This window comes from Rhizobium sp. P2_G9, from assembly GCF_056403475.1.
Genome location: NZ_JBFUFK010000042.1, coordinates 18,385 through 35,729 on the forward strand (window position 1 = coordinate 18,385; position 17,345 = coordinate 35,729).

Sequence of the window (17,345 nt, forward strand, 5' to 3'; positions counted from 1 at the left end):
AGAACGCCAGAGCAATTCCGATTCCGACAGGACGTGCGAAATAAATGGATTGAGTTTGTATTCGGCAGAGCCTCGGGAGTGGCGTCGCCCCCTTCCCCTCTTGCGCACGCTGCGTCGGCAGTAACGCGGATGCTATCTATCCGGTGGCGATTGCGCGGCGATTCGATTATTCGTCGGTCGTGCAGGCCCGCACCCCTACCCCGCCGCAAGCTGGTGAACCAGAATTGATTTCGCCATCCCGACACGCAGCGGACTGGTTGACACCTGTCAACGCCCGGAGCTTTCCCCGGCTTTGCTCCGTCTATTCGCGTTAAAGCTTCATTAACCAAAAACTGCTTGACGCGACTCGCAGATTACCGCAGCGTTATTACGGAAAACGGTGAATGCTGAGTGGTTTGCCGTAAGTAAGCGTCTTTCCTGTTAATAGATGGCCACGGCGTATGATGCGCGGTGAGAATCGGAGAGATATTGTTTATCACACGCTGGTGGCGCCGCCGAAGCTCATGATGTGAGTTGGCTAAGTGTCGGTCGGCAGATGGAGTAGAGGGATGGCACGTCCGTCCGGTACGAGGAAACCAGAGAGCCATGAGCTGACCGCCGACCAGGCGATCGCTGCCGATGCGCGGGCGCTGTCGGCGCAATTGCAGGCGATGCGCGAACGGCTGTTTCCGCCCGCCTCACAGAAGACGCTACGCTCCTTTACTTCGGGTGAAGCCGCGCGGCTGATCGGTGTGTCCGACGGTTACCTCCGGCAGCTGTCGCTCGCCGGTGAAGGACCCCAGCCGGCGGTTGGTCCGGGCGGCCGGCGCTACTATTCGCTGGCTAATATTGATGCATTGCGCAATTTCCTTGCCGAACAGGCGCTGGCGAAGGGAAACGATGCCAAAGCTCGCTCCTATGTGCGCTGGCGCGATCCTCGACGCAATGAACACCTGCAAGTGATCTCGGTCACCAATTTCAAAGGCGGTTCGGGCAAGACGACGACTGCGGTCCATCTTGCGCAACATCTAGCCATGACAGGCCATCGCGTGCTGGCGGTCGATCTCGATCCGCAGGCGTCGCTGTCATCGATCTTCGGCTACCAGCCGGAGCTCGATCTCTCCGGCAATGATACGCTCTACGGCGCAATCCGTTATGATGCCGATGCGCGGCCGCTCGTCGACATTATCCGCAAGACCTATTTCCATGGCCTCGATCTGGTGCCCGGCAATCTCGAACTGCAGGAATTCGAGCATGCCACGCCCGGAGCGCTTTCGATGCGGCAGACGGGCGACGACCTGTTCTTCAGCCGCGTGCAAGCCGCGTTGCAAAGCGTTGCCGAAAGCTACGACGTCGTCGTGCTCGATTGCCCGCCGCAACTTGGCTATCTGACGCTATCGGCGCTTTGTGCTTCGACCTCGGTGCTGGTGACGGTGCATCCGCAGATGCTCGACGTCGCCTCGATGAGCCAGTTCCTGTTCATGACCTCGGACCTGCTCAACGTCGTGCGCGAGGCGGGCGGCACGCTCAACTTCGATTTCCTGCGCTATCTGGTCACCCGCTTCGAGCCGCATGACGGGCCGCAGGCGCAGATCGTCGGCTTTCTCCGGTCGCTGTTCGGTGATCGCGTACTGACCGCGCCGATGCTGAAATCCACCGCGGTCTCGGATGCCGGATTGACCAAGCAGACGCTCTATGAGGTCGGGCGCGAAAATTTCAGCCGCGGCACCTATGACCGGGCGGTTGAAGCCCTCGACGCCGTGAATGCCGAAATCGAAAAGCTCATCCATGTCGCATGGGGACGTCCGGCATGAACAGTCGCGATCGCAAGAGCTCATTGAAAGCATTGTTCGGCGAGCCGCTGGTGTCGGACCCGAAGTCGGCGTTGACAGCTGTCAACAAGGACTCGACCGAAGGGGACAATCCGTCTGTCGACGCCSCCCAGCCAATACGGGCGGCGTCCGGTGCAGTCAAGGCTATGGGCTTGTCGCTATCGTCGATCACCCGCGAGGCCGAGGAAGCCAAATTGTTGCGGCAGGCGATCGAGGCGGGGGAACATGTCGTATCGCTCGACACGCGCCTGATCGATGTCTCCTTCATCAGCGACCGGCTGAGTGATGAAGAGCGGGATGATCCGGATTTCCTGGCGCTTGTGGAAAGCATGCGCGAAAGCGGCCAGCAGGCGCCTATCCTCGTCCGCCCGCATCCGTCCGAGGCCAATCGCTATCAGGTCGCCTATGGCCATCGCCGGCTCAAGGCGGCGCGACGGCTCGGCCAATCGGTCAAGGCACTTGTGCGGCCGCTCACCGACGAGGAACTGGTCGTCGCCCAGGGCAAGGAAAATGCCGAGCGGCGCAATCTGAGCTTCATCGAGCGTGCCGTGTTCGCCAATGCGCTGGTGGTGCGCGGCTTTGACCGCAGACTCGTGGGCGACGCACTGGCTGTGCAGAAGAGCGAATTGTCACGGCTTCTGCAGGTGGCCGACGCTGTACCCAATCAGATCGTCCGCGCCATCGGTCCGGCGCCCAAGGCGGGCCGTGAACGCTGGATGGCGCTGGCAGCTCTTTTCGGTAGTGATGCCGCCGCGAGGAAGGCGACCGACGAGATCGGTTCGGTGCGTTTTCGTGAGGCAGCGACCGACGAGCGATTCCGCATCCTGTTCGACCGGTTGATGCGAAAGGCCAAGCCGGAAAAAGCCTCGGCCGAGGATCTGAAAGGACCGGACGGCAAGGTTTTCGCGCGCGTCAGCCAGACAGGGAAGGGTGTCCGGATCGATTTCGCGTCGAGCGCCGATCCAACCTTCGCCGCAATGCTCGCCGAGCGCCTTGAGCACGACTATGCCCGTTTCCTGGCGGAAGCCGGGAACAACTGAGACATAGCTGCCGGAGAGCCATCAAGCCTTCGGCATAATGATTTGAACTAGGAAAGGAAGATCGAGACAAGAAAAAAGGCCCCCAAAATGTCGCCATTCCGGAAGCCCTCTTCAATGTAGCAATTCGAGAGAATCACTTCCAAGGCCTAAAGTCAAGAGTCGGCAGAGCAATTGCTTTGGCGAAAGGAGATATTTTGGCTGAGTGAGCCATCGCGGGGACTGTCTTGCCTCTTCGAAAAGGGGACCCGCATGATGGATCATACTGTGACGACGCCCTTTGGGCGGCGGCCGATGACGCTTGGCATGCTCGCTAGCCAGTTGGAGGTAAGCGAGATTCCACCCGAGGCGTCGGCCGACAAATGGAAATTGTTCCGCGCGCTTTGCGAAGCGCGAATTCGGTTCGGCGTTGGCGATCGGGCGCTCTCGGTGCTCAACGCGCTTCTGAGCTTCCATCCCGAGCCGCAGCTCGCGGAAGGGCAGGGACTTGTTGTCTTCCCCTCCAATGCGCAATTGTCGGTCCGTGCCCATGGCATGGCCCCAGCGACGTTGCGCCGCCACCTTGCCGATCTTGTCCATGCTGGATTGATCATCCGGCGCGACAGCCCGAATGGCAAGCGCTACGCCCGCAAGGGAGCTGAGGGTGGCATCGAGCAAGCCTTCGGTTTCAGCCTGGCGCCGTTGCTTGCCCGCGCCAGCGAGATCGAGACGGCTGCCGGAGAGGTCCGGGCGGCGCAGCAGACCGTGCGGATCACCAGGGAGCGGATTTCACTCTGCCGTCGCGATATTGCCAAGCTGATCGAGACCGGGCTCGAAACGGGGATTGCCGCCGATTGGGAGGGGTTCATGTTCCAGTCAAGATCGCTGGTCGCCGGTCTTGGACGCAAGGCAGGGCAGGAGGAGCTCGACGGGGCACTTGAAGACATGGAGACGTTGCGGGCCGGAATCCTCAACGAATTGGAAAGGCAGATAAAAATAAAGAAAATAAGCGCCAATGAGTCTCAAACTGAGCGACACATACATAATTCAAACCCAAAATCCATCAATGAACTTGAACCTCGCTTCGAAACGAAGCAGGGGGCGCCGTCTGCGATCCATCAGATGCCCTTGGCGGATGGGGAGGGGACTGTAGAAAGCCAGCCGAAAGGATGGCAGAGTGGGGCAGGTGAGCAGGATGGCGCGCCGGCCGAACGAATGCGGCCGTTCCCGCTCGGCATGGTGCTGCAGGCATGCCCGGAAGTCGTGATGTATGGGCCGGGCGGCGAAATTCGCCACTGGCGTGATCTCATGGCTGCCGCCGTCGTCGTCCGTTCGATGCTGAATGTCAGCCCGAGCGCTTATCAGGAAGCCTGCGAGGTGCTGGGACCTGAAAATGCCGCCACCGTGATCGCCTGCATTCTCGAACGCGCCGGCCATATCAATTCGGCCGGCGGTTATCTCAGGAACCTGACCGATCGAGCGCGGCGTGGTGAATTCTCGCTTGGACCGATGCTGATGGCGCGAGCCAAGGTGAACGGGCCGGCGCGGAAAGCGGGGTAGGGCCTCTTGGTCACAAGACTTTTGACGCCGAATGATATTTCACATCGGTTCTCGCGAAGTCGCCGCCCTTGAACAGCAGCGGAACGCCGGCGACACTCGCCACCGCATAGGAGAAGCAATCACCCATGTTCAGGCCCGCCGGATGCCGTCCTTTGCCGTAGCGCTCATAGGCACTCTCGGCAGCGCGAAAATGACTGCCGTCAAAGGCGACGGCAGTGACATTGGATGCTTCAGACAGACGCGAGACGATGTCACCGGCATTCGAAAAGCCTTTGACGGAGAGTACGATCCGTGTCTCGAAAAGTGTAGGCCAACCGATGAGGAGCATTTCCCGGCGCAGGACGTCCTTGAAAATCTCCGCTTCAGCCTCGTCGAGCGCAATCGCGAGAATAGCGGAAGTATCAATTGCGATCACCGTGGCAAACCATTGTCGTCATAGAGGTYGGCGTGATCGGAGACAGCGCCGGTCGGTACCCTGTGTCGTCCTTCGGACGCGATCTCCCAGACCGTATCGATGGAATGGCTATTGTCCCGCTGGCGTAGTTCGTCATCGTAGTGTTCGAGAGCTTGTTCGACGAGCTTGTTCACGGGCATGCCGGTGCGGTCGGCCAGAGCATGTGCGAGCGCCTTGGCCTTCGCGCTGCGTATGGAAAATTGCGGTTCGGACATGGATCGAGGTGCTCCCGATGGCGAGTTGCCCTAGAAGATAGCAATTGCAGATCGAGGCGGCAAGGAACCGGTGCGAGCGGTAATCGGGAGAGCCTCATCGATCCGGCTAGACGCCGGCTAGTCGAAATAGTTGTCGCGGCCATCATGTTGATCAGGCCGATGGTCAGTCCGGCAAACGCAATGTGCAGCGGATTCTCGAGAAAATTTGACAAAACAATAACTTAGAGCACTTCGCGTGAATCCTTGTTCGCCTGGCATGCTAAGACCTCGGCTTATCCAACTGCCATCGCAAGTTGGCTTTAACAGCGGGCCATTCTGAAGCGATGATGGAATAAACTGCCGTGTCCCGAATGGTGCCGTTTGCCATGATCATGTTGGAGCGAAGGATGCCGTCGAGTTTGGCCCCGAGCCGTTCGATTGCCCTCCTGCTTTGGAGGTTCATAAAATGCGTCCTGAATTCCACACAGATGCAATCGAGCTTTTCGAAAGCGTGTTGCAATAACAGCAATTTGCACTCGGTGTTCAGCGATGAACGCTGTGCGGACTGACGGTACCAGGTTGCACCGATTTCGAGCCTTCTGTTTGCAGCATCGATGTTCATATAGGTGGTCATGCCGACCGCTTTGCCGCTTGCTCTTTCGATGACGGCAAATGGCAGCATCGAGCCGACAGTCTGCAGCTCGAGCCGTCTCGCAATCTCCGCTCTGATATTTTCCGGCTCCGGCACTTTCGTGTACCAAAGCCGGTGCAACTCGCCATCGGCGGCCGCTTCTACCAGGTCATCATGATGCTCCATCGCAAGCGGGACGACGGAGACGTGGTCGCCTTCGACAGAAAATCGGCCTGGCCAAACTGACATTCGAATTCTCCGAAATATGGGTCTTGATCCATTCGTTTATCGCCCACTACGGAAGTGACGAGCGTCTCGAATTAGAGCCTTTAGTCTCCACCGCAAATATCTGATTCTACTCGTATTTCTGCGGCTGATTGTCAGAATCTCTCGACCCAGGGCCGGATCTCGATTTCCCAGGACCAGACGCTGCGATGTTGGCGAAGCAGGTCGACATAGCATTGTGCAATCGCATCGGGATCGAGCGTGCTGTCCGGCTTGTCCGCCGGATCAGGGCGGTTCTCCGAGCGCACGCCGCCATCGACGACGACATGGGCAACATGGATGCCCTGTGGCGCCAGTTCTCGCGCGGCGCTTTGCGCCAGGCCGCGCAGCGCAAACTTGCCCATGGCGAAAGGAGCGGAGAGGGCAAAGCCCTTGACGCCAGCGGTGGCGCCGGTCAGCAGGATCGCGCCCTTGCCGGCCGGCAGCATGCGTTTGGCCGCCTGCTGTACGGTGTAGAAGGCGCCGAGTGCCGAGACGGTGACGGCTTTTTGGACCGCCGCCGGGTCGAGCTCGGCTATCGGACCGCGCAGACGGCCGCTTGCGTTGTAAACGACGATTTCCGGAGCGCCGATCCGCGCTTCCGTCTCGCTGAAAAGGCGTTCGACCTCGGCAGGGCTGGCGGCATCGACCGGCAATGCGATGGCACCCGTGTCACTGACCAGTGATGCGAGCTTACCGACATTGCGGGCGGCGACCACGACGGGAATGTCGGCCCCGCGCAGCAGACGGGTGAGAGAGGCGCTGATGCCGGGGCCGGCGCCGATGATCAGCGCGCTGCGATAGGGAATGTCGGTCATGGCTTCACCGTGGGATGTGTGTTGGGGATGATTTCAGGCTCGGGTTCGGTCTCGTACTCGGGCAGGGGCTCGGCATTGATGCCGAGGATTTCGCCCAGCCACATGGCATGGTTCAGGTGATCGCTCCTGGGACGGCCGGTATTGGGATGGAGGAGCACCGCAAGGCCGCGGCGGTTGAGCATCAGCCAGGGCACGAACCGAACAAATTCGCCCGTCTGGAACGCCACCTGGTACATCGAGCGCATATGCGGCCCGACCGGTCGATCGTGCCAGCGGCCGAGAAGGACCGAAAAGCGCTCGCCAATCTCCTGGCGCAGGATTTCCGCCGCGGCGCGCTGCTCCGGCCCGTCGTCAAAGTAGATATGGGCGTGATAGTTCTGGATCGCATCGATTGGCTGCGTCGGATCACCTGCTGGCATAGATATATTCCCCCGATCATCGAAAGGCCGGCGCTGCCTTGTTGGCCGGCCATGGATTAAATCTATGGAAGCCAGTCGTTGTTTCAAGCCTTCTTCGGCCTCGGCGAAGACTATCTTAGTGGCAGCAGTGATGCCCAATTTGCGCGCTTGTCCTGCACAGGCAGGAAGACGTGATCAGCACATCGACCCTGGCCAGCGCCTTGGCAAGCCTCGTCTGCTGAGCCGGCAATTCTTCGACGTCGTTGCGCAGTTTCAGGCATTCCACCAGCCCATGCAGCGCCCAGACATTGTCGGGATGCTGTGCGCAGCGCTGCACGCGGCCGCTCAGGCCCAGATCGTCGCGGTAAACCTGTTCGGCTTCCACGCTATGTCCTTGATCGAGAAGCAGGGCGGCGAGGGCATGGCGCGGCGGATGCATCCAGGCCCAGGGTTCCGTGTAAGACAGATTGTCGTCGAGCTCGACGGCGTGCCGGAGATGACTATAGGCGTCGTCGTGCCGGCCCTGGTGATAGGCGAGCTCGCCGTCGAGAAGGGCTGCGCCGACGGCAAGCGAGGCGCGCGTCGGATTGCTGAGGAAACGCCGTTCGGGCGCAATGCCCTCCATATGCCGGTGGAATCGCGCGCGTTCCTGCTCCGCGGCAGCAAAATTGCCAAGCGTCGCATGCGCGATGCCCTTGGCGTAATGCTGCATCGCCGCCGTCACCACATAGAGCGCCGGCTCCTCGGCCAAGGGCTCGTCGATGATCTCCTGCCAGCGGCCGAAGCGCACCATCACATGCGATTTCATCGCGTGGTAACCTTCTACCGTCTGGGTCAGTTTTGGCCGATCCGGCAGGCTGACGACGTCCCGCGTCACCAGGCTGCGCACCTTGTCGGCTGCCCAGAGTGCCGGCCGGTACTGGCCGAGGAACATGGAGGTATACATCATCAGATGCAGGTCGTGGCAGCAGCCGAGCAGATAATAGGTCGGCTCGGCGGCATAGGCGAGATAGAGATCGTTGGCCCGAACCGCCTTCTCGCTGGCAAGCCGCGCCTTCTCATAGTCGCCGCAGAGCACATAGATATGCCCCGGCATATGGTTCATATGTCCGGCATCGGGGCACATTTCAGCGAGTTGGTCGGCCGAGCGGAGCCCACGCTCTGGCATGGCCGACATTTCAAGCAGGTGGATATGCAGGTGAAGGATGGCCGGGTGCTGCACCATCCCGGCCTCGTCCGCCAGCCGGATCGAGCGCTCGCAGACATCGAGCGCCTCCAGGACATCGGAATTCGGCGCCGGCTGCCCGGTTTTCAGGTTCCATAGGCGGCGCACGGTGCGCATCATCAGCGCCTCGACCAGCAGGGCCATCACATCGTGGTCATCGGGAAAGCTGGCATAGACCTGGCGCATCGCATCGGCGTAGGCGTCATCCCATTGCTCGAATTCCGGCGCCGTCACCCGATGCGGCTTCTGGAAGCGGCAGGCGAGGGCTTCGATCAATCGCTGTTCGACCGGACTGGCATGTGCGGCCCTGGCCCGGGCGAGCGCGACATGCTCGAAGCAGCGTTTGGCCGCGCTTTCTGCTTCGGCTGCGCCCTGTTCCTTCCAGGTCAGATTGTAGAAGGGGCCGGCGGCATAGGCGATACCCCAATGCACGAAGGCGCAGTCCGGATCGGTTTCGAGCGCCTTCTCGAAGCACTTGATGCCTTCCTCATGGTTGAAGCCGTAGCACCAGTTCAGGCCGATATCGAACCAGCGCTGCGTCTCCGCGGAGCGGGTGGAGATGGGGCGTCGATAGCTGCCGAGGTTGAAGCGATCCATTCTGCCTTCGTCTCGCATCATGTTTGCCAGCAAGCGCGTGAGGTCGCGGAACATTCTTGCGAGGAGAACTCGCCAAGATCAGCTTCGCTCTTCCCAGATCTTGACGAGCTCGATCAACGTCTCGACCGTTTTCTCCATGTCCTGCCGGCTGACCCATTCGAGTGGCGAATGGAACGCGTGGCCGCCATCAAAAATATTGGCGCAAGGCAGGCCCATGAACGACAGGCGCGAGCCGTCGGTGCCGCCACGGATACTGCCGCGCCGGGGTGTGAGCCCGCTGCGCCGGGTGGCTTCCATGGCATTTTCGACGATTTCGGGATGGCGGTCGAGCACCGATTTCATGTTGCGATATTGCTGCCGTACCGTGAATGTGTGCCGAGAGCCGGGATAGTCTTTCATCACGTCGCGGACGATCTGCTCCAGCATCGCTTCTTTCTCTGCCAGGCCTTCTTCGATGAAATCGCGGACGATCAGGCCGATATTGGCTTTTTCCATCGAACCCGATAGCGAGACCGGATGGACGAAGCCTTCGCGCCCCGATGTCGTCTCGGGAGCCGTGTCGCGCGGCAGCCGGTCGATAATGGCGCTGGCGATCTTGATGGCGTTTTCCATCCGATCCTTGGCAAAGCCGGGATGGATGGCGACGCCCTGGATGGCGATCTCGACACCGTCGGCCGAAAATGTCTCGTCCTCGATATCTCCAATCGTGCTGCCGTCGACAGTGTAGGCGAAGGCGGCACCCAGCTTGGCAATGTCGACCTTGTCGACGCCGCGGCCAATTTCTTCGTCGGGGGTGAACAGCACCTTGATCGTGCCATGCTTGACGCCGGGATTGCCGACGAGGAATTGCGCGAGCGTCATGATTGCCGCCACGCCCGCCTTGTCGTCGGCGCCGAGCAGGGTGGTGCCATCCGTGGTTATGATGTCGTTGCCGACCTGGTTGCTGAGCGCGGGATGCTCGGCCACGCGGATGACCTGCTGCGGATCACCGGTCAGCCGGATGTCGCCGCCATCGTAATTCCTGACGATCTGCGGCTTGACATTGGTGCCGGTGAAGTCCGGCGCGGTGTCGACATGTGAGCAGAAGCAGATGACCGGAACGGCCTTCGTGTTATTGGCAGGAATGGTCGCATAGACATAGCCGTGCGCGTCGAGATGCGCATCCTTGACGCCGATCCCGAGAAGCTCGTCCACGAGCAGGCGGCTGAGATTCTTCTGCTTTTCGGTGGATGGCTGCGTTGTCGAGGTTGGGTCTGACTGGGTGTCGATGGTGACATAACGGAGGAAACGATCGACTACGGTGTCTGCCATCACAAAATCCTGCCCATGCTGAAACGACTGGCCCGGTATACAGCCGAGCGTGGCGTTTGTACCAGTCATTTCCATCCATTGCTGGAGAGCGGGGGAGGGGGCAGGGCTGCAAAAGCACAATTCGTCTGCCGCCCTGCCGGCTCACTCTAAGCATTTGACATTGATCTGGGGCCACCAAATAATACCTTTCCGCGTGTAGAAACTATAAGGAGGTTGTCCTGGCGACGACCGTCACAGCGAAGGGCCGGGTTGCGATTCCGAAAACAGTTCGGGACTTACGCGGCATCGCGCCCACGGATAAGCAAAGGCCGGCAAGCCGCTTCCAGAAACTGCGCGGTCATGCTGGCGCAGGGCTCGGCACCGATGCGATCATGGCGCTGACGCGCGGCGAGGCGTGACCACCCTGTAGGATGTTGTCAGCGCATCCAGGACTTGGGTGCCTTTCTCAAAGCGGCTATTATGGCGTCTTACTGGCACAGCTTGCGCAGGTGCTCGGGCTTCAAAACCTCGACGCAGCGGCTCGAATGCAGCCGGAGGATGCCGGCGGAACGGAGCTTTGTCAGGTTCCGGGACACCGTCTCGATCGTCATGCCCAGATAATCGCCGATATCGTTGCGGGTCATCGGCAGATCGATCTGATCCAGGTCGCCCTGGCGTTCCATAAGGTCGACCAGGAAGACCGCGAGCTTCTCGACAGCGCTCTGGCGGCCGACGACGAGGAGATGTTCCTGCGCGCGCGCCATTCCGCGCAGCGCCGTCGCCATGAGTTCCGGCGAGCACGCGTCATATTCTCCGGCTTCCATGGTCCGCAGTCCGGTCTCCACTGTGGTTTCCGCGAAAAAGCCGCGGTTGCGGCCGGCCTCGAAGCCAAAGGTTTCGCCCGCCAGATGGAAGGCAACCACCTGCCGCCGGCCATCTGAGAGCAGCCGGAAGATCCGCACGGCGCCGAAGGCGATGTGGTAGAGCGTGCCCGAACGTTCGCCCTGGGCATAGATTTCGCTGTCGGCGGCGAAAAGCGCAATCCGGTGGGTGCGGGTCTGCGGCAGCCTCTCGGCAGTGGCGATGTGGCGTGCGATTGGGTGATAAGCCGTCTGGGCCGCTGCGTACATGGTTCAATCCCCTTCTTGATGGTGAGAGGAGGATGCCCGATGCGGGACCGGCGCGAAATTCGGTCGTTCCACTACGGGTTACTACGTAGCGCTGACCCTGAGGGTGGCGAGCGCCATCACGATATCGGGTCCTGCGAGCGGCTTATGCAGGATGAAGACGTTGTCGCGTTCGGGCGCCGGGGTTCCGTTGTCGGCAAGAAGGATGACCGGCACATCGGCGGCGATGCTTTGCAGGCAGGCTTCGCGATCCTTTTGGGCCAAGCAGCCGTCAAGGACCACACAGAGCGCCATCAACGCCCGCTCACGGGCGCTCCTCCAGGAACTGAACGTCTCGACAGGATGGCCATGTGCTTCGAGCGCGAACGCGAGCGACCGGAGCAGAGCCGGATCGCTGATGATGGCGACAATGGCAGGCTTGGTCGACAATCGGACACCGTGAGCATTGACCGCGAAAGCGCGGCGGAGCGTCCAATCAATCACCCGAAGGGCGGATGCCGCTTTGTCCTGCGTCAAGTCTTTCGATTGTTGGCGGAGTTGATCCCGATCGCCAGCGACATCCGCACCAGTTCAGGAAGGCTGCGCGCCTGCATCTTGGTCATGACATTGGCGCGGTGTACTTCGACGGTGCGAGGGCTGATATCGAGATTGAAGGCGATCGCCTTGTTTGGCTGGCCCGCCACGACGGCTTCGAGCACCTGCCGTTCGCGGTCGCTGAGCGCGGCGATCCGCGCGCGGATGTCGTCGGCGGATTCGGCAGGACTTGCATTTTCGGCCAGACGCTCGGCGGCGCGCCGTATCGCATCCATGATGACGACATCGTCGAACGGCTTCTCGATGAAATCCACGGCACCAGCCTTCATCGCCTCGACGGCGAGCGGCACATCGCCATGTCCTGTGATCACGATCGCCGGAATTTCCTTACCCACCGACGACAGCCTGCCGATCAGATCGATGCCGCTCATGTCAGGCATTCTGAGGTCAGTGACCAGCACGGCCTGCCGCAGGCCGGCGGCGAGAGCGACGAAAGCCGAGGCGGACTCATGCACCCTGACGGCGAAGCCGTTCATCGTCAGCATGAAGGCGAGGGATTTCCTGACCGCCTCTTCGTCATCGACAATATGTACGGTGAAATCATCGATCGGCATCTTCTTCCCCGTCATAAGCGGGCAGCGTGAAACTGAAGCGCGCGCCGCCCAGAACACTGCGGGAGACCGTCATCTGGCCCCCATGCGCCTCGATAATACGCTTCGAAATGGAAAGGCCGACGCCCATGCCCCCCGCCTTGGTCGTGGTGAAGGGTTTGAACAGTTCGGGCGCGATTTCGTCGGCAATGCCGGGACCCGAATCCTCCACGACCACCGCCACGTCACTCCCTTGGGGCTTGATCTGCACCCTGAGCTCCTTGCGCGGCGTGTCCTTCATCGCTTCGACGGCATTGCGCATCAGGTTGATCATGACCTGCTGGATCTGAACGCGATCGACGAGGACAAGATCCGCGCCGGGCGTGAATTCGAAGACGGAGCGGACACCCTTTTCGCGCGATCCGACCAGCGCCAAGGCGCCCGCTTCTTCGATCAGCTGCCTGAGGTTCTGCGGCGTCTTTTCGGTCTCCCCCTTGGTGACGAATTCGCGAAGATGCCTGATGATCTGGCCGGCTCTCAGGCTCTGTTGGCCCGCCTCTTTCAGCGCGTCGCGAAGCCGCTCGGCCTTTTCGCCCTCCCAGTCCTGCAGCAGCCGCGCGCTTCCATGGACGTAATTGGCGATGGCCGACAGGGGTTGATTGAGCTCGTGGGCGAGGGTGGAGGCCATTTCTCCCATTTCGTTGAGGCGCGCCAGCCGAGCCAACTCGGTTTGCACTTCCTGCAGCCGCGCGGCAGACTCTTCACGTTCGGTGAGGTCGCGGATAAAGCCGGTGAAATAGCTGCGGCCAGCGGTGCGCATTTCGCCGACGGCAAGTTTCATCGGAAAGGTCGAGCCGTCCTTTCTCTGGCCGACCACAACGCGGTCAGTGCCGATGATGCGTTTCTCACCCGTGGAGAGATAGCGTTGCAGGTAGCCGTCATGTTCCTGCCGGTATGGCTGAGGCATCAGCATTCGGAGGTTCTGGCCGATAGCCTCTTCCTCCGAGTAGCCGAACTGCCTGACGGCGGCGGCGTTGAAGGAAACGATCGTGCCGTCCTGTTCGCTGACGATCGTGGCGTCCAGCACGGTGTCGAGGATCGACCGGAGATGCGCTTCCCTGGTGTCGAGCGCCTCTTGCGCTTTGGCAATGCCCTTGCGGGTCGCGTGGAGCAGTTCGGCCAGGACCGCAATGGCAATGCCGACGAAAACGAAGACCAATAGTTCGGGGGTCTGAATGCCGCCCGGCGTCAGTGATCGAAGATAGGCCGCGGAAAGAGTGGACAGCGCCGCCGCCAGGCAACCGGGTCCGATGCCGCCGACGATCGAGGCGAGCAGGATAGGCGGCACGAAGAGGATGTAGATCGCGCGGTCGTCGAGCGCGCCCATAAGGAAATATCGGAGAAGAAAAGCAATCAGGACCGCCGTCACCGCGAGCGCGTAACCATAGCTCCGCGGCCAGTTGCTGCGCAGGACGAAGCTCGATAACGCGCGGGCAACACCGCTTTCACCGCTCGACATCATCCTTGGTATCCGCGATCCCCGCTCATGCCTGTCCGCATGCCATCGTCTACTTGATGAATATCATGCAGGGTGCGGGCAGTCTATGCAGGAAGAGGCGGCCCAACGCGGATTCGGAGGGGCGGGGAAGGGGCGATCATCATCTGCAGGCGATCGAACCAAAACAAATGCCCGCGCGGAAAAGGTCGCGCGGGCGCCGGATTGTGCCGGAATGCTGTTACTTCGCGGCGGCAGCGAGATCGGCGTCGAGACGCTTGCGGGCCACCGGCGGCAGCTTCGCGCTCGTGACAGCGTCGATATTGGACTTGGGATCGCCGACCACTATCAGGCCGACCATGCCCATCGGCATGTGCGGCGAGCACTTGACCACATAGGCGCCTTCGACGTCGAACGTGATCTTGAGGGTCTCGTTCATCTTGCCCTTGAAGGGCTTGGCGCCGGCCGGCAGGAGGTCCTTGTAGATCTCGACATTGTGGCCCTTGTCGGTCGGAATGAAGGTGACGGTATCGCCCTTGGCGATCTTTGACAGGCCGGGTTCGAACACCATCATGCCGTCCTTGCCCTTGTTCAGCAGATGGACCTCGAAATCCGCGGCGACGGCATAGGACGCCATCGTTGCCATTGCCATCGTCATTCCGATCACTGCGGTTGCCAGCTTTTTCATTTCAATGCTCCTGTTTGCGAAGATGTTTGACTTCGTGGCAGCCAATTTACCGTCCGCGCCGATGGGCTCTTTGACGTGAGACAAACATTTCAGCGATTGCCCGATGAGCTGCGGTCGATCGCGGGCAAAACATGTGAGGGAACGAGGGAGGGCCGTCCGCCGGTAGCCCACCCTCGTTTGCGCTTCTCCAGAAGTGCGTGCCCAAGATAGGGCGCCCGATCGCTCCTTCTTTGCTTTGGGGCAAGCAAGGCCATGAAAGGTTGAAACGGCAAAATCCAAGTAACTTGATGCGGGACAAAGTCTGGGTGGCCGACCGCGGCCTATCCAATGGATGTCGCGCCAAACAATGGCGTCATGCATCAACCGGACCGAACGCCTTCGAGGCAGAGGTCGTGACCGAAGGACCAGATCGAATGTCCGCTTTCAAGATTTCCCTGGCTGCCGCCATGTTCGGCGCAGTCGCTGCCCTGCCTGCGGCAGCGCATATTTCGCTCGAGATTCCGACAGCGAAGGCCAACGCGAATTACAAGGCAATTCTCCGCGTGCCGCACGGCTGTGACGGCAAGGCGACCGTGGCTATCAGGGTCCGTCTGCCCGAGGGCGTCATCTCCGTCAAGCCGATGCCGAAGCCCGGTTGGAAAATCGACAAGACGCTCGGCGAATACGCCAAGGCCTACGAGCATTATGGCGAGCAGGAAAAGAGCGGGGTGCGCGAATTGACCTGGTCCGGTGGCAATCTGCCTGACGACGAATATGACGAGTTCGTCTTCCGTGCCTATGTCACCGGCGCGTTCAAGCCCGGGCAGGCGATCACATTCCCGGTCGTGCAGGAATGCGAAGGCGGCGCCACCACGCGCTGGATCGAGGTGCCCGCACCGGGCAAGACGGCGGAGGACTATGAGCACCCGGCACCCGCGATAACCGTCATCGACAAGTAAGACAGGGATGGAGCGCAGGCGATGTTGCCGACGCAGCGAGTTTTTCGCGCCGCTTTCATCGCCTTGTTCACGGCGTTGGTGCTTCTCCTGCTGATTCCGCAGCAGGCGAGCGCCCACGCCGTCTTGTTGTGGTCCTCGCCGTCCCAAGGCGAGGTGCTCGCCGCCGCGCCGTCTCTGTTGACGTTGCGGTTCTCCGAACCCGTCAGTCATGTCGCTCTCACGCTGCTCGATCGCGGCGGCGGGTCCATCGATCTGGACGCCACGAGTTCGGGAAGCCAGATGACTGCGCGCGTGAAGCATCCGCTCGCCCCTGGCACCTATGCGCTCAATTGGCGCGCCGTCTCGGAGGACGGCCATCCGGTACGGGCGGCGGTGATTTTCTCCGTGGGCCGGCAAGGTGCCTTCGGAGATATGCGGGACATGCTCTCGGACCATGGCGACGCGATATCAATCCTCACCTGGGCGGCGAAATTCGGCTTTTATGGCTGCTGTCTTTTCGGCGTAGGCGGTGTCTTCTTCGCGTTCTGGATCGGTGGCACGCCGCTTGGCCGTGTCTCGACGGTGCTGCTTGGGGGAGGGGGCGTGTGCGCGGTCATTCTGGTCGGGTTTTTGGGCGTCGAGGAAACGGGATCGTCGCTCGCCGGACTGGCGGTGATGGGAACGTGGGCCGTGGCCCTCGACAGCAGCCTCTTCAGGTCGATGATGTTGGTGGCTGTGTCTTTGCTCCTCTCGTTTGCCGCGATCGGTCGCCCGGGTGCCGGGCGGAGCCTTTCGCTTGCCGCGCTCGTCCTTCTCGGACCTAGTTTCGCGCTGACGGGGCACGCCTCGGACGCCGGGATCAAGTGGCTTTCGTTCGCAGCATTGTCTGTCCATGTCGGCGCCGCCTGCTTCTGGGCTGGCGCCTTGCCCCGCCTGTGGCTTCTCCTCGGGCCGGGGCGTCTCGGCCAGGATGGCGCGTTGCGCCGGTTTTCGGCGGCCATTCCCTATTCCGTCGCCGCGATCGTCCTGGCAGGAACCTATCTCGCATCCGTTCAACTGGGTGCTCTGGAAGCTTTGTGGGGCACTGCCTATGGCAGGGTCCTCATAGGCAAGCTCGTTCTTGTCGTGTCCGCTTTGCTCCTCGGCGGCTTCAACCGCATCTGGCTCACGAATGAGGTTGTCGATGGAAACGCCAGCGCCGCGCGGTCGATGAAGCGGCTCGTGACGGTGGAAATCGCCCTGATCATCCTTGTCCTCGCCGTCACCTCACTCTGGAGGTTCACGCCGCCACCTCGCGCGCTTGCGTTGATGCCACCCATATCGACCTCGCTGCACCTGCATCAGCCTGCGGTTATGGCGACATTGTCGTTCCGGACGACGTCCGATCTGCGTTTCGATGTCGATGTGTCGCTGACGAAGGGGGAATTCTATCCGTTCGATCCGCACGAACTCACATTGAGGATGTCGTCGACCGACGGCGCTGTCGCTCCCTTCACAATCCCGCTGCGGAGAAAATCCAAAGGCCTCTGGGGCACGGAGCATGTCCAGGCGCCATGCGACTGCGAATGGAACCTCCGTCTGGAGGTCCTGATCTCCGACTTCGATATGGTCGACCTGGACGGCAAGATCAGATTGTTGCCGAGGCAGTAGCAACCGCCTGATTCGCGCGACCGATACGAACCTTCCTTGCGCTCGAACAAAGAAGCCTTTCACCGACGGTGATAAATGTCTCGGGA

The 17,345-nt window shown here is 61.0% G+C and carries 18 protein-coding genes; 6 read left to right on the forward strand and 12 right to left on the reverse strand.

Features of this window, described 5'->3' with window-relative positions:
• Positions 1 to 548 precede the first annotated feature (548 nt).
• From repA to repC, 3 genes are all read left to right on the forward strand, one after another.
• Complete coding sequence (gene repA / locus AC1DYF_RS29345) at positions 549 to 1,793, forward strand: plasmid partitioning protein RepA (RefSeq protein ID WP_477880998.1); 1,245 nt, start codon at positions 549 to 551, stop codon at positions 1,791 to 1,793.
• The gene (gene repB, locus AC1DYF_RS29350; RefSeq protein ID WP_477880999.1) at positions 1,790 to 2,851 is read left to right on the forward strand and encodes a plasmid partitioning protein RepB; all 1,062 of its coding nucleotides are present in this window, start codon (positions 1,790 to 1,792) and stop codon (positions 2,849 to 2,851) included. Before repA ends, repB begins: the two co-directional genes overlap by 4 nt.
• A 249-nt stretch (positions 2,852 to 3,100) precedes the next feature.
• Positions 3,101 to 4,387, forward strand: coding sequence for a plasmid replication protein RepC (repC, locus tag AC1DYF_RS29355; RefSeq protein WP_477881001.1), 1,287 nt, complete (start codon positions 3,101 to 3,103; stop codon positions 4,385 to 4,387).
• 10 nt (positions 4,388 to 4,397) lie between these two features.
• On the opposite strand, the gene AC1DYF_RS29360 is transcribed toward repC, so the two are convergent.
• From AC1DYF_RS29360 to pepT, 7 genes are all read right to left on the reverse strand, one after another.
• The gene (locus AC1DYF_RS29360) at positions 4,398 to 4,802 is read right to left on the reverse strand and encodes a type II toxin-antitoxin system VapC family toxin (RefSeq protein ID WP_477881003.1); all 405 of its coding nucleotides are present in this window, start codon (positions 4,800 to 4,802) and stop codon (positions 4,398 to 4,400) included.
• Entirely contained in the window at positions 4,799 to 5,056 is a 258-nt protein-coding gene (locus tag AC1DYF_RS29365; RefSeq protein ID WP_477881005.1) for a type II toxin-antitoxin system VapB family antitoxin, read from the reverse strand. Before AC1DYF_RS29365 ends, AC1DYF_RS29360 begins: the two co-directional genes overlap by 4 nt.
• 259 nt (positions 5,057 to 5,315) lie before the next feature.
• Positions 5,316 to 5,915, reverse strand: coding sequence for a GNAT family N-acetyltransferase (locus AC1DYF_RS29370; protein ID WP_477881007.1), 600 nt, complete (start codon positions 5,913 to 5,915; stop codon positions 5,316 to 5,318).
• Positions 5,916 to 6,046: 131 nt separating this feature from the next.
• Positions 6,047 to 6,748, reverse strand: a complete 702-nt coding sequence (locus AC1DYF_RS29375) for an SDR family NAD(P)-dependent oxidoreductase (protein WP_477881009.1) — start codon at positions 6,746 to 6,748, stop codon at positions 6,047 to 6,049.
• The gene (locus AC1DYF_RS29380) at positions 6,745 to 7,167 is read right to left on the reverse strand and encodes a DOPA 4,5-dioxygenase family protein (protein WP_477881011.1); all 423 of its coding nucleotides are present in this window, start codon (positions 7,165 to 7,167) and stop codon (positions 6,745 to 6,747) included. Before AC1DYF_RS29380 ends, AC1DYF_RS29375 begins: the two co-directional genes overlap by 4 nt.
• 115 nt (positions 7,168 to 7,282) lie before the next feature.
• Entirely contained in the window at positions 7,283 to 8,968 is a 1,686-nt protein-coding gene (locus AC1DYF_RS29385) for a hypothetical protein (RefSeq protein WP_477881013.1), read from the reverse strand.
• 78 nt (positions 8,969 to 9,046) lie between these two features.
• Complete coding sequence (gene pepT / locus AC1DYF_RS29390; protein WP_477881015.1) at positions 9,047 to 10,279, reverse strand: peptidase T; 1,233 nt, start codon at positions 10,277 to 10,279, stop codon at positions 9,047 to 9,049.
• Between the two features lie 218 nt (positions 10,280 to 10,497).
• Between pepT and AC1DYF_RS29395 the strand changes: the two genes are divergently transcribed.
• The gene (locus AC1DYF_RS29395) at positions 10,498 to 10,677 is read left to right on the forward strand and encodes an AbrB/MazE/SpoVT family DNA-binding domain-containing protein (RefSeq protein ID WP_477881120.1); all 180 of its coding nucleotides are present in this window, start codon (positions 10,498 to 10,500) and stop codon (positions 10,675 to 10,677) included.
• A 69-nt stretch (positions 10,678 to 10,746) separates the two neighbouring features.
• Here AC1DYF_RS29395 and AC1DYF_RS29400 read toward each other — a convergent pair whose 3' ends face one another.
• The 5 genes from AC1DYF_RS29400 to AC1DYF_RS29420 all read right to left on the reverse strand — a co-directional run bounded on the left by AC1DYF_RS29400 (position 10,747) and on the right by AC1DYF_RS29420 (position 14,692).
• Entirely contained in the window at positions 10,747 to 11,388 is a 642-nt protein-coding gene (locus tag AC1DYF_RS29400) for a helix-turn-helix domain-containing protein (protein WP_477881016.1), read from the reverse strand.
• Positions 11,389 to 11,469: 81 nt separating this feature from the next.
• Entirely contained in the window at positions 11,470 to 11,901 is a 432-nt protein-coding gene (locus AC1DYF_RS29405) for a hypothetical protein (protein ID WP_477881018.1), read from the reverse strand.
• Complete coding sequence (gene fixJ / locus AC1DYF_RS29410; RefSeq protein ID WP_477881122.1) at positions 11,898 to 12,527, reverse strand: response regulator FixJ; 630 nt, start codon at positions 12,525 to 12,527, stop codon at positions 11,898 to 11,900. Before fixJ ends, AC1DYF_RS29405 begins: the two co-directional genes overlap by 4 nt.
• On the reverse strand, positions 12,520 to 14,031 hold the full coding sequence (locus AC1DYF_RS29415) for a PAS domain S-box protein (protein WP_477881020.1): 1,512 nt from the start codon (positions 14,029 to 14,031) through the stop codon (positions 12,520 to 12,522). The genes fixJ and AC1DYF_RS29415 overlap by 8 nt, the downstream gene beginning before the upstream one ends.
• Positions 14,032 to 14,245: 214 nt before the next feature.
• Positions 14,246 to 14,692, reverse strand: coding sequence for a pseudoazurin (locus AC1DYF_RS29420; RefSeq protein WP_477881022.1), 447 nt, complete (start codon positions 14,690 to 14,692; stop codon positions 14,246 to 14,248).
• A gap of 413 nt (positions 14,693 to 15,105) precedes the next feature.
• Here AC1DYF_RS29420 and AC1DYF_RS29425 point away from each other — a divergent pair, with 413 nt between their 5' ends.
• Complete coding sequence (locus AC1DYF_RS29425) at positions 15,106 to 15,630, forward strand: YcnI family protein (protein ID WP_477881023.1); 525 nt, start codon at positions 15,106 to 15,108, stop codon at positions 15,628 to 15,630.
• A gap of 21 nt (positions 15,631 to 15,651) precedes the next feature.
• Complete coding sequence (locus AC1DYF_RS29430) at positions 15,652 to 17,259, forward strand: copper resistance CopC/CopD family protein (RefSeq protein ID WP_477881025.1); 1,608 nt, start codon at positions 15,652 to 15,654, stop codon at positions 17,257 to 17,259.
• Positions 17,260 to 17,345 lie beyond the last annotated feature (86 nt).

What these genes read in the sequence shown, in the direction of transcription:
- AC1DYF_RS29430 (WP_477881025.1), top strand. Translation starts at nt 15,652, where the DNA reads ATGTTGCCGACGCAGCGAGTTTTTCGCGCCGCTTTCATCGCCTTGTTC.
- AC1DYF_RS29420 (WP_477881022.1), bottom strand. Translation starts at nt 14,692, where the DNA reads ATGAAAAAGCTGGCAACCGCAGTGATCGGAATGACGATGGCAATGGCA.
- pepT (WP_477881015.1), bottom strand. Translation starts at nt 10,279, where the DNA reads ATGGCAGACACCGTAGTCGATCGTTTCCTCCGTTATGTCACCATCGAC.
- AC1DYF_RS29380 (WP_477881011.1), bottom strand. Translation starts at nt 7,167, where the DNA reads ATGCCAGCAGGTGATCCGACGCAGCCAATCGATGCGATCCAGAACTAT.
- AC1DYF_RS29385 (WP_477881013.1), bottom strand. Translation starts at nt 8,968, where the DNA reads ATGGATCGCTTCAACCTCGGCAGCTATCGACGCCCCATCTCCACCCGC.
- AC1DYF_RS29375 (WP_477881009.1), bottom strand. Translation starts at nt 6,748, where the DNA reads ATGACCGACATTCCCTATCGCAGCGCGCTGATCATCGGCGCCGGCCCC.
- AC1DYF_RS29415 (WP_477881020.1), bottom strand. Translation starts at nt 14,031, where the DNA reads ATGATGTCGAGCGGTGAAAGCGGTGTTGCCCGCGCGTTATCGAGCTTC.
- repC (WP_477881001.1), top strand. Translation starts at nt 3,101, where the DNA reads ATGATGGATCATACTGTGACGACGCCCTTTGGGCGGCGGCCGATGACG.
- AC1DYF_RS29400 (WP_477881016.1), bottom strand. Translation starts at nt 11,388, where the DNA reads ATGTACGCAGCGGCCCAGACGGCTTATCACCCAATCGCACGCCACATC.
- repA (WP_477880998.1), top strand. Translation starts at nt 549, where the DNA reads ATGGCACGTCCGTCCGGTACGAGGAAACCAGAGAGCCATGAGCTGACC.
- AC1DYF_RS29425 (WP_477881023.1), top strand. Translation starts at nt 15,106, where the DNA reads ATGTCCGCTTTCAAGATTTCCCTGGCTGCCGCCATGTTCGGCGCAGTC.
- AC1DYF_RS29370 (WP_477881007.1), bottom strand. Translation starts at nt 5,915, where the DNA reads ATGTCAGTTTGGCCAGGCCGATTTTCTGTCGAAGGCGACCACGTCTCC.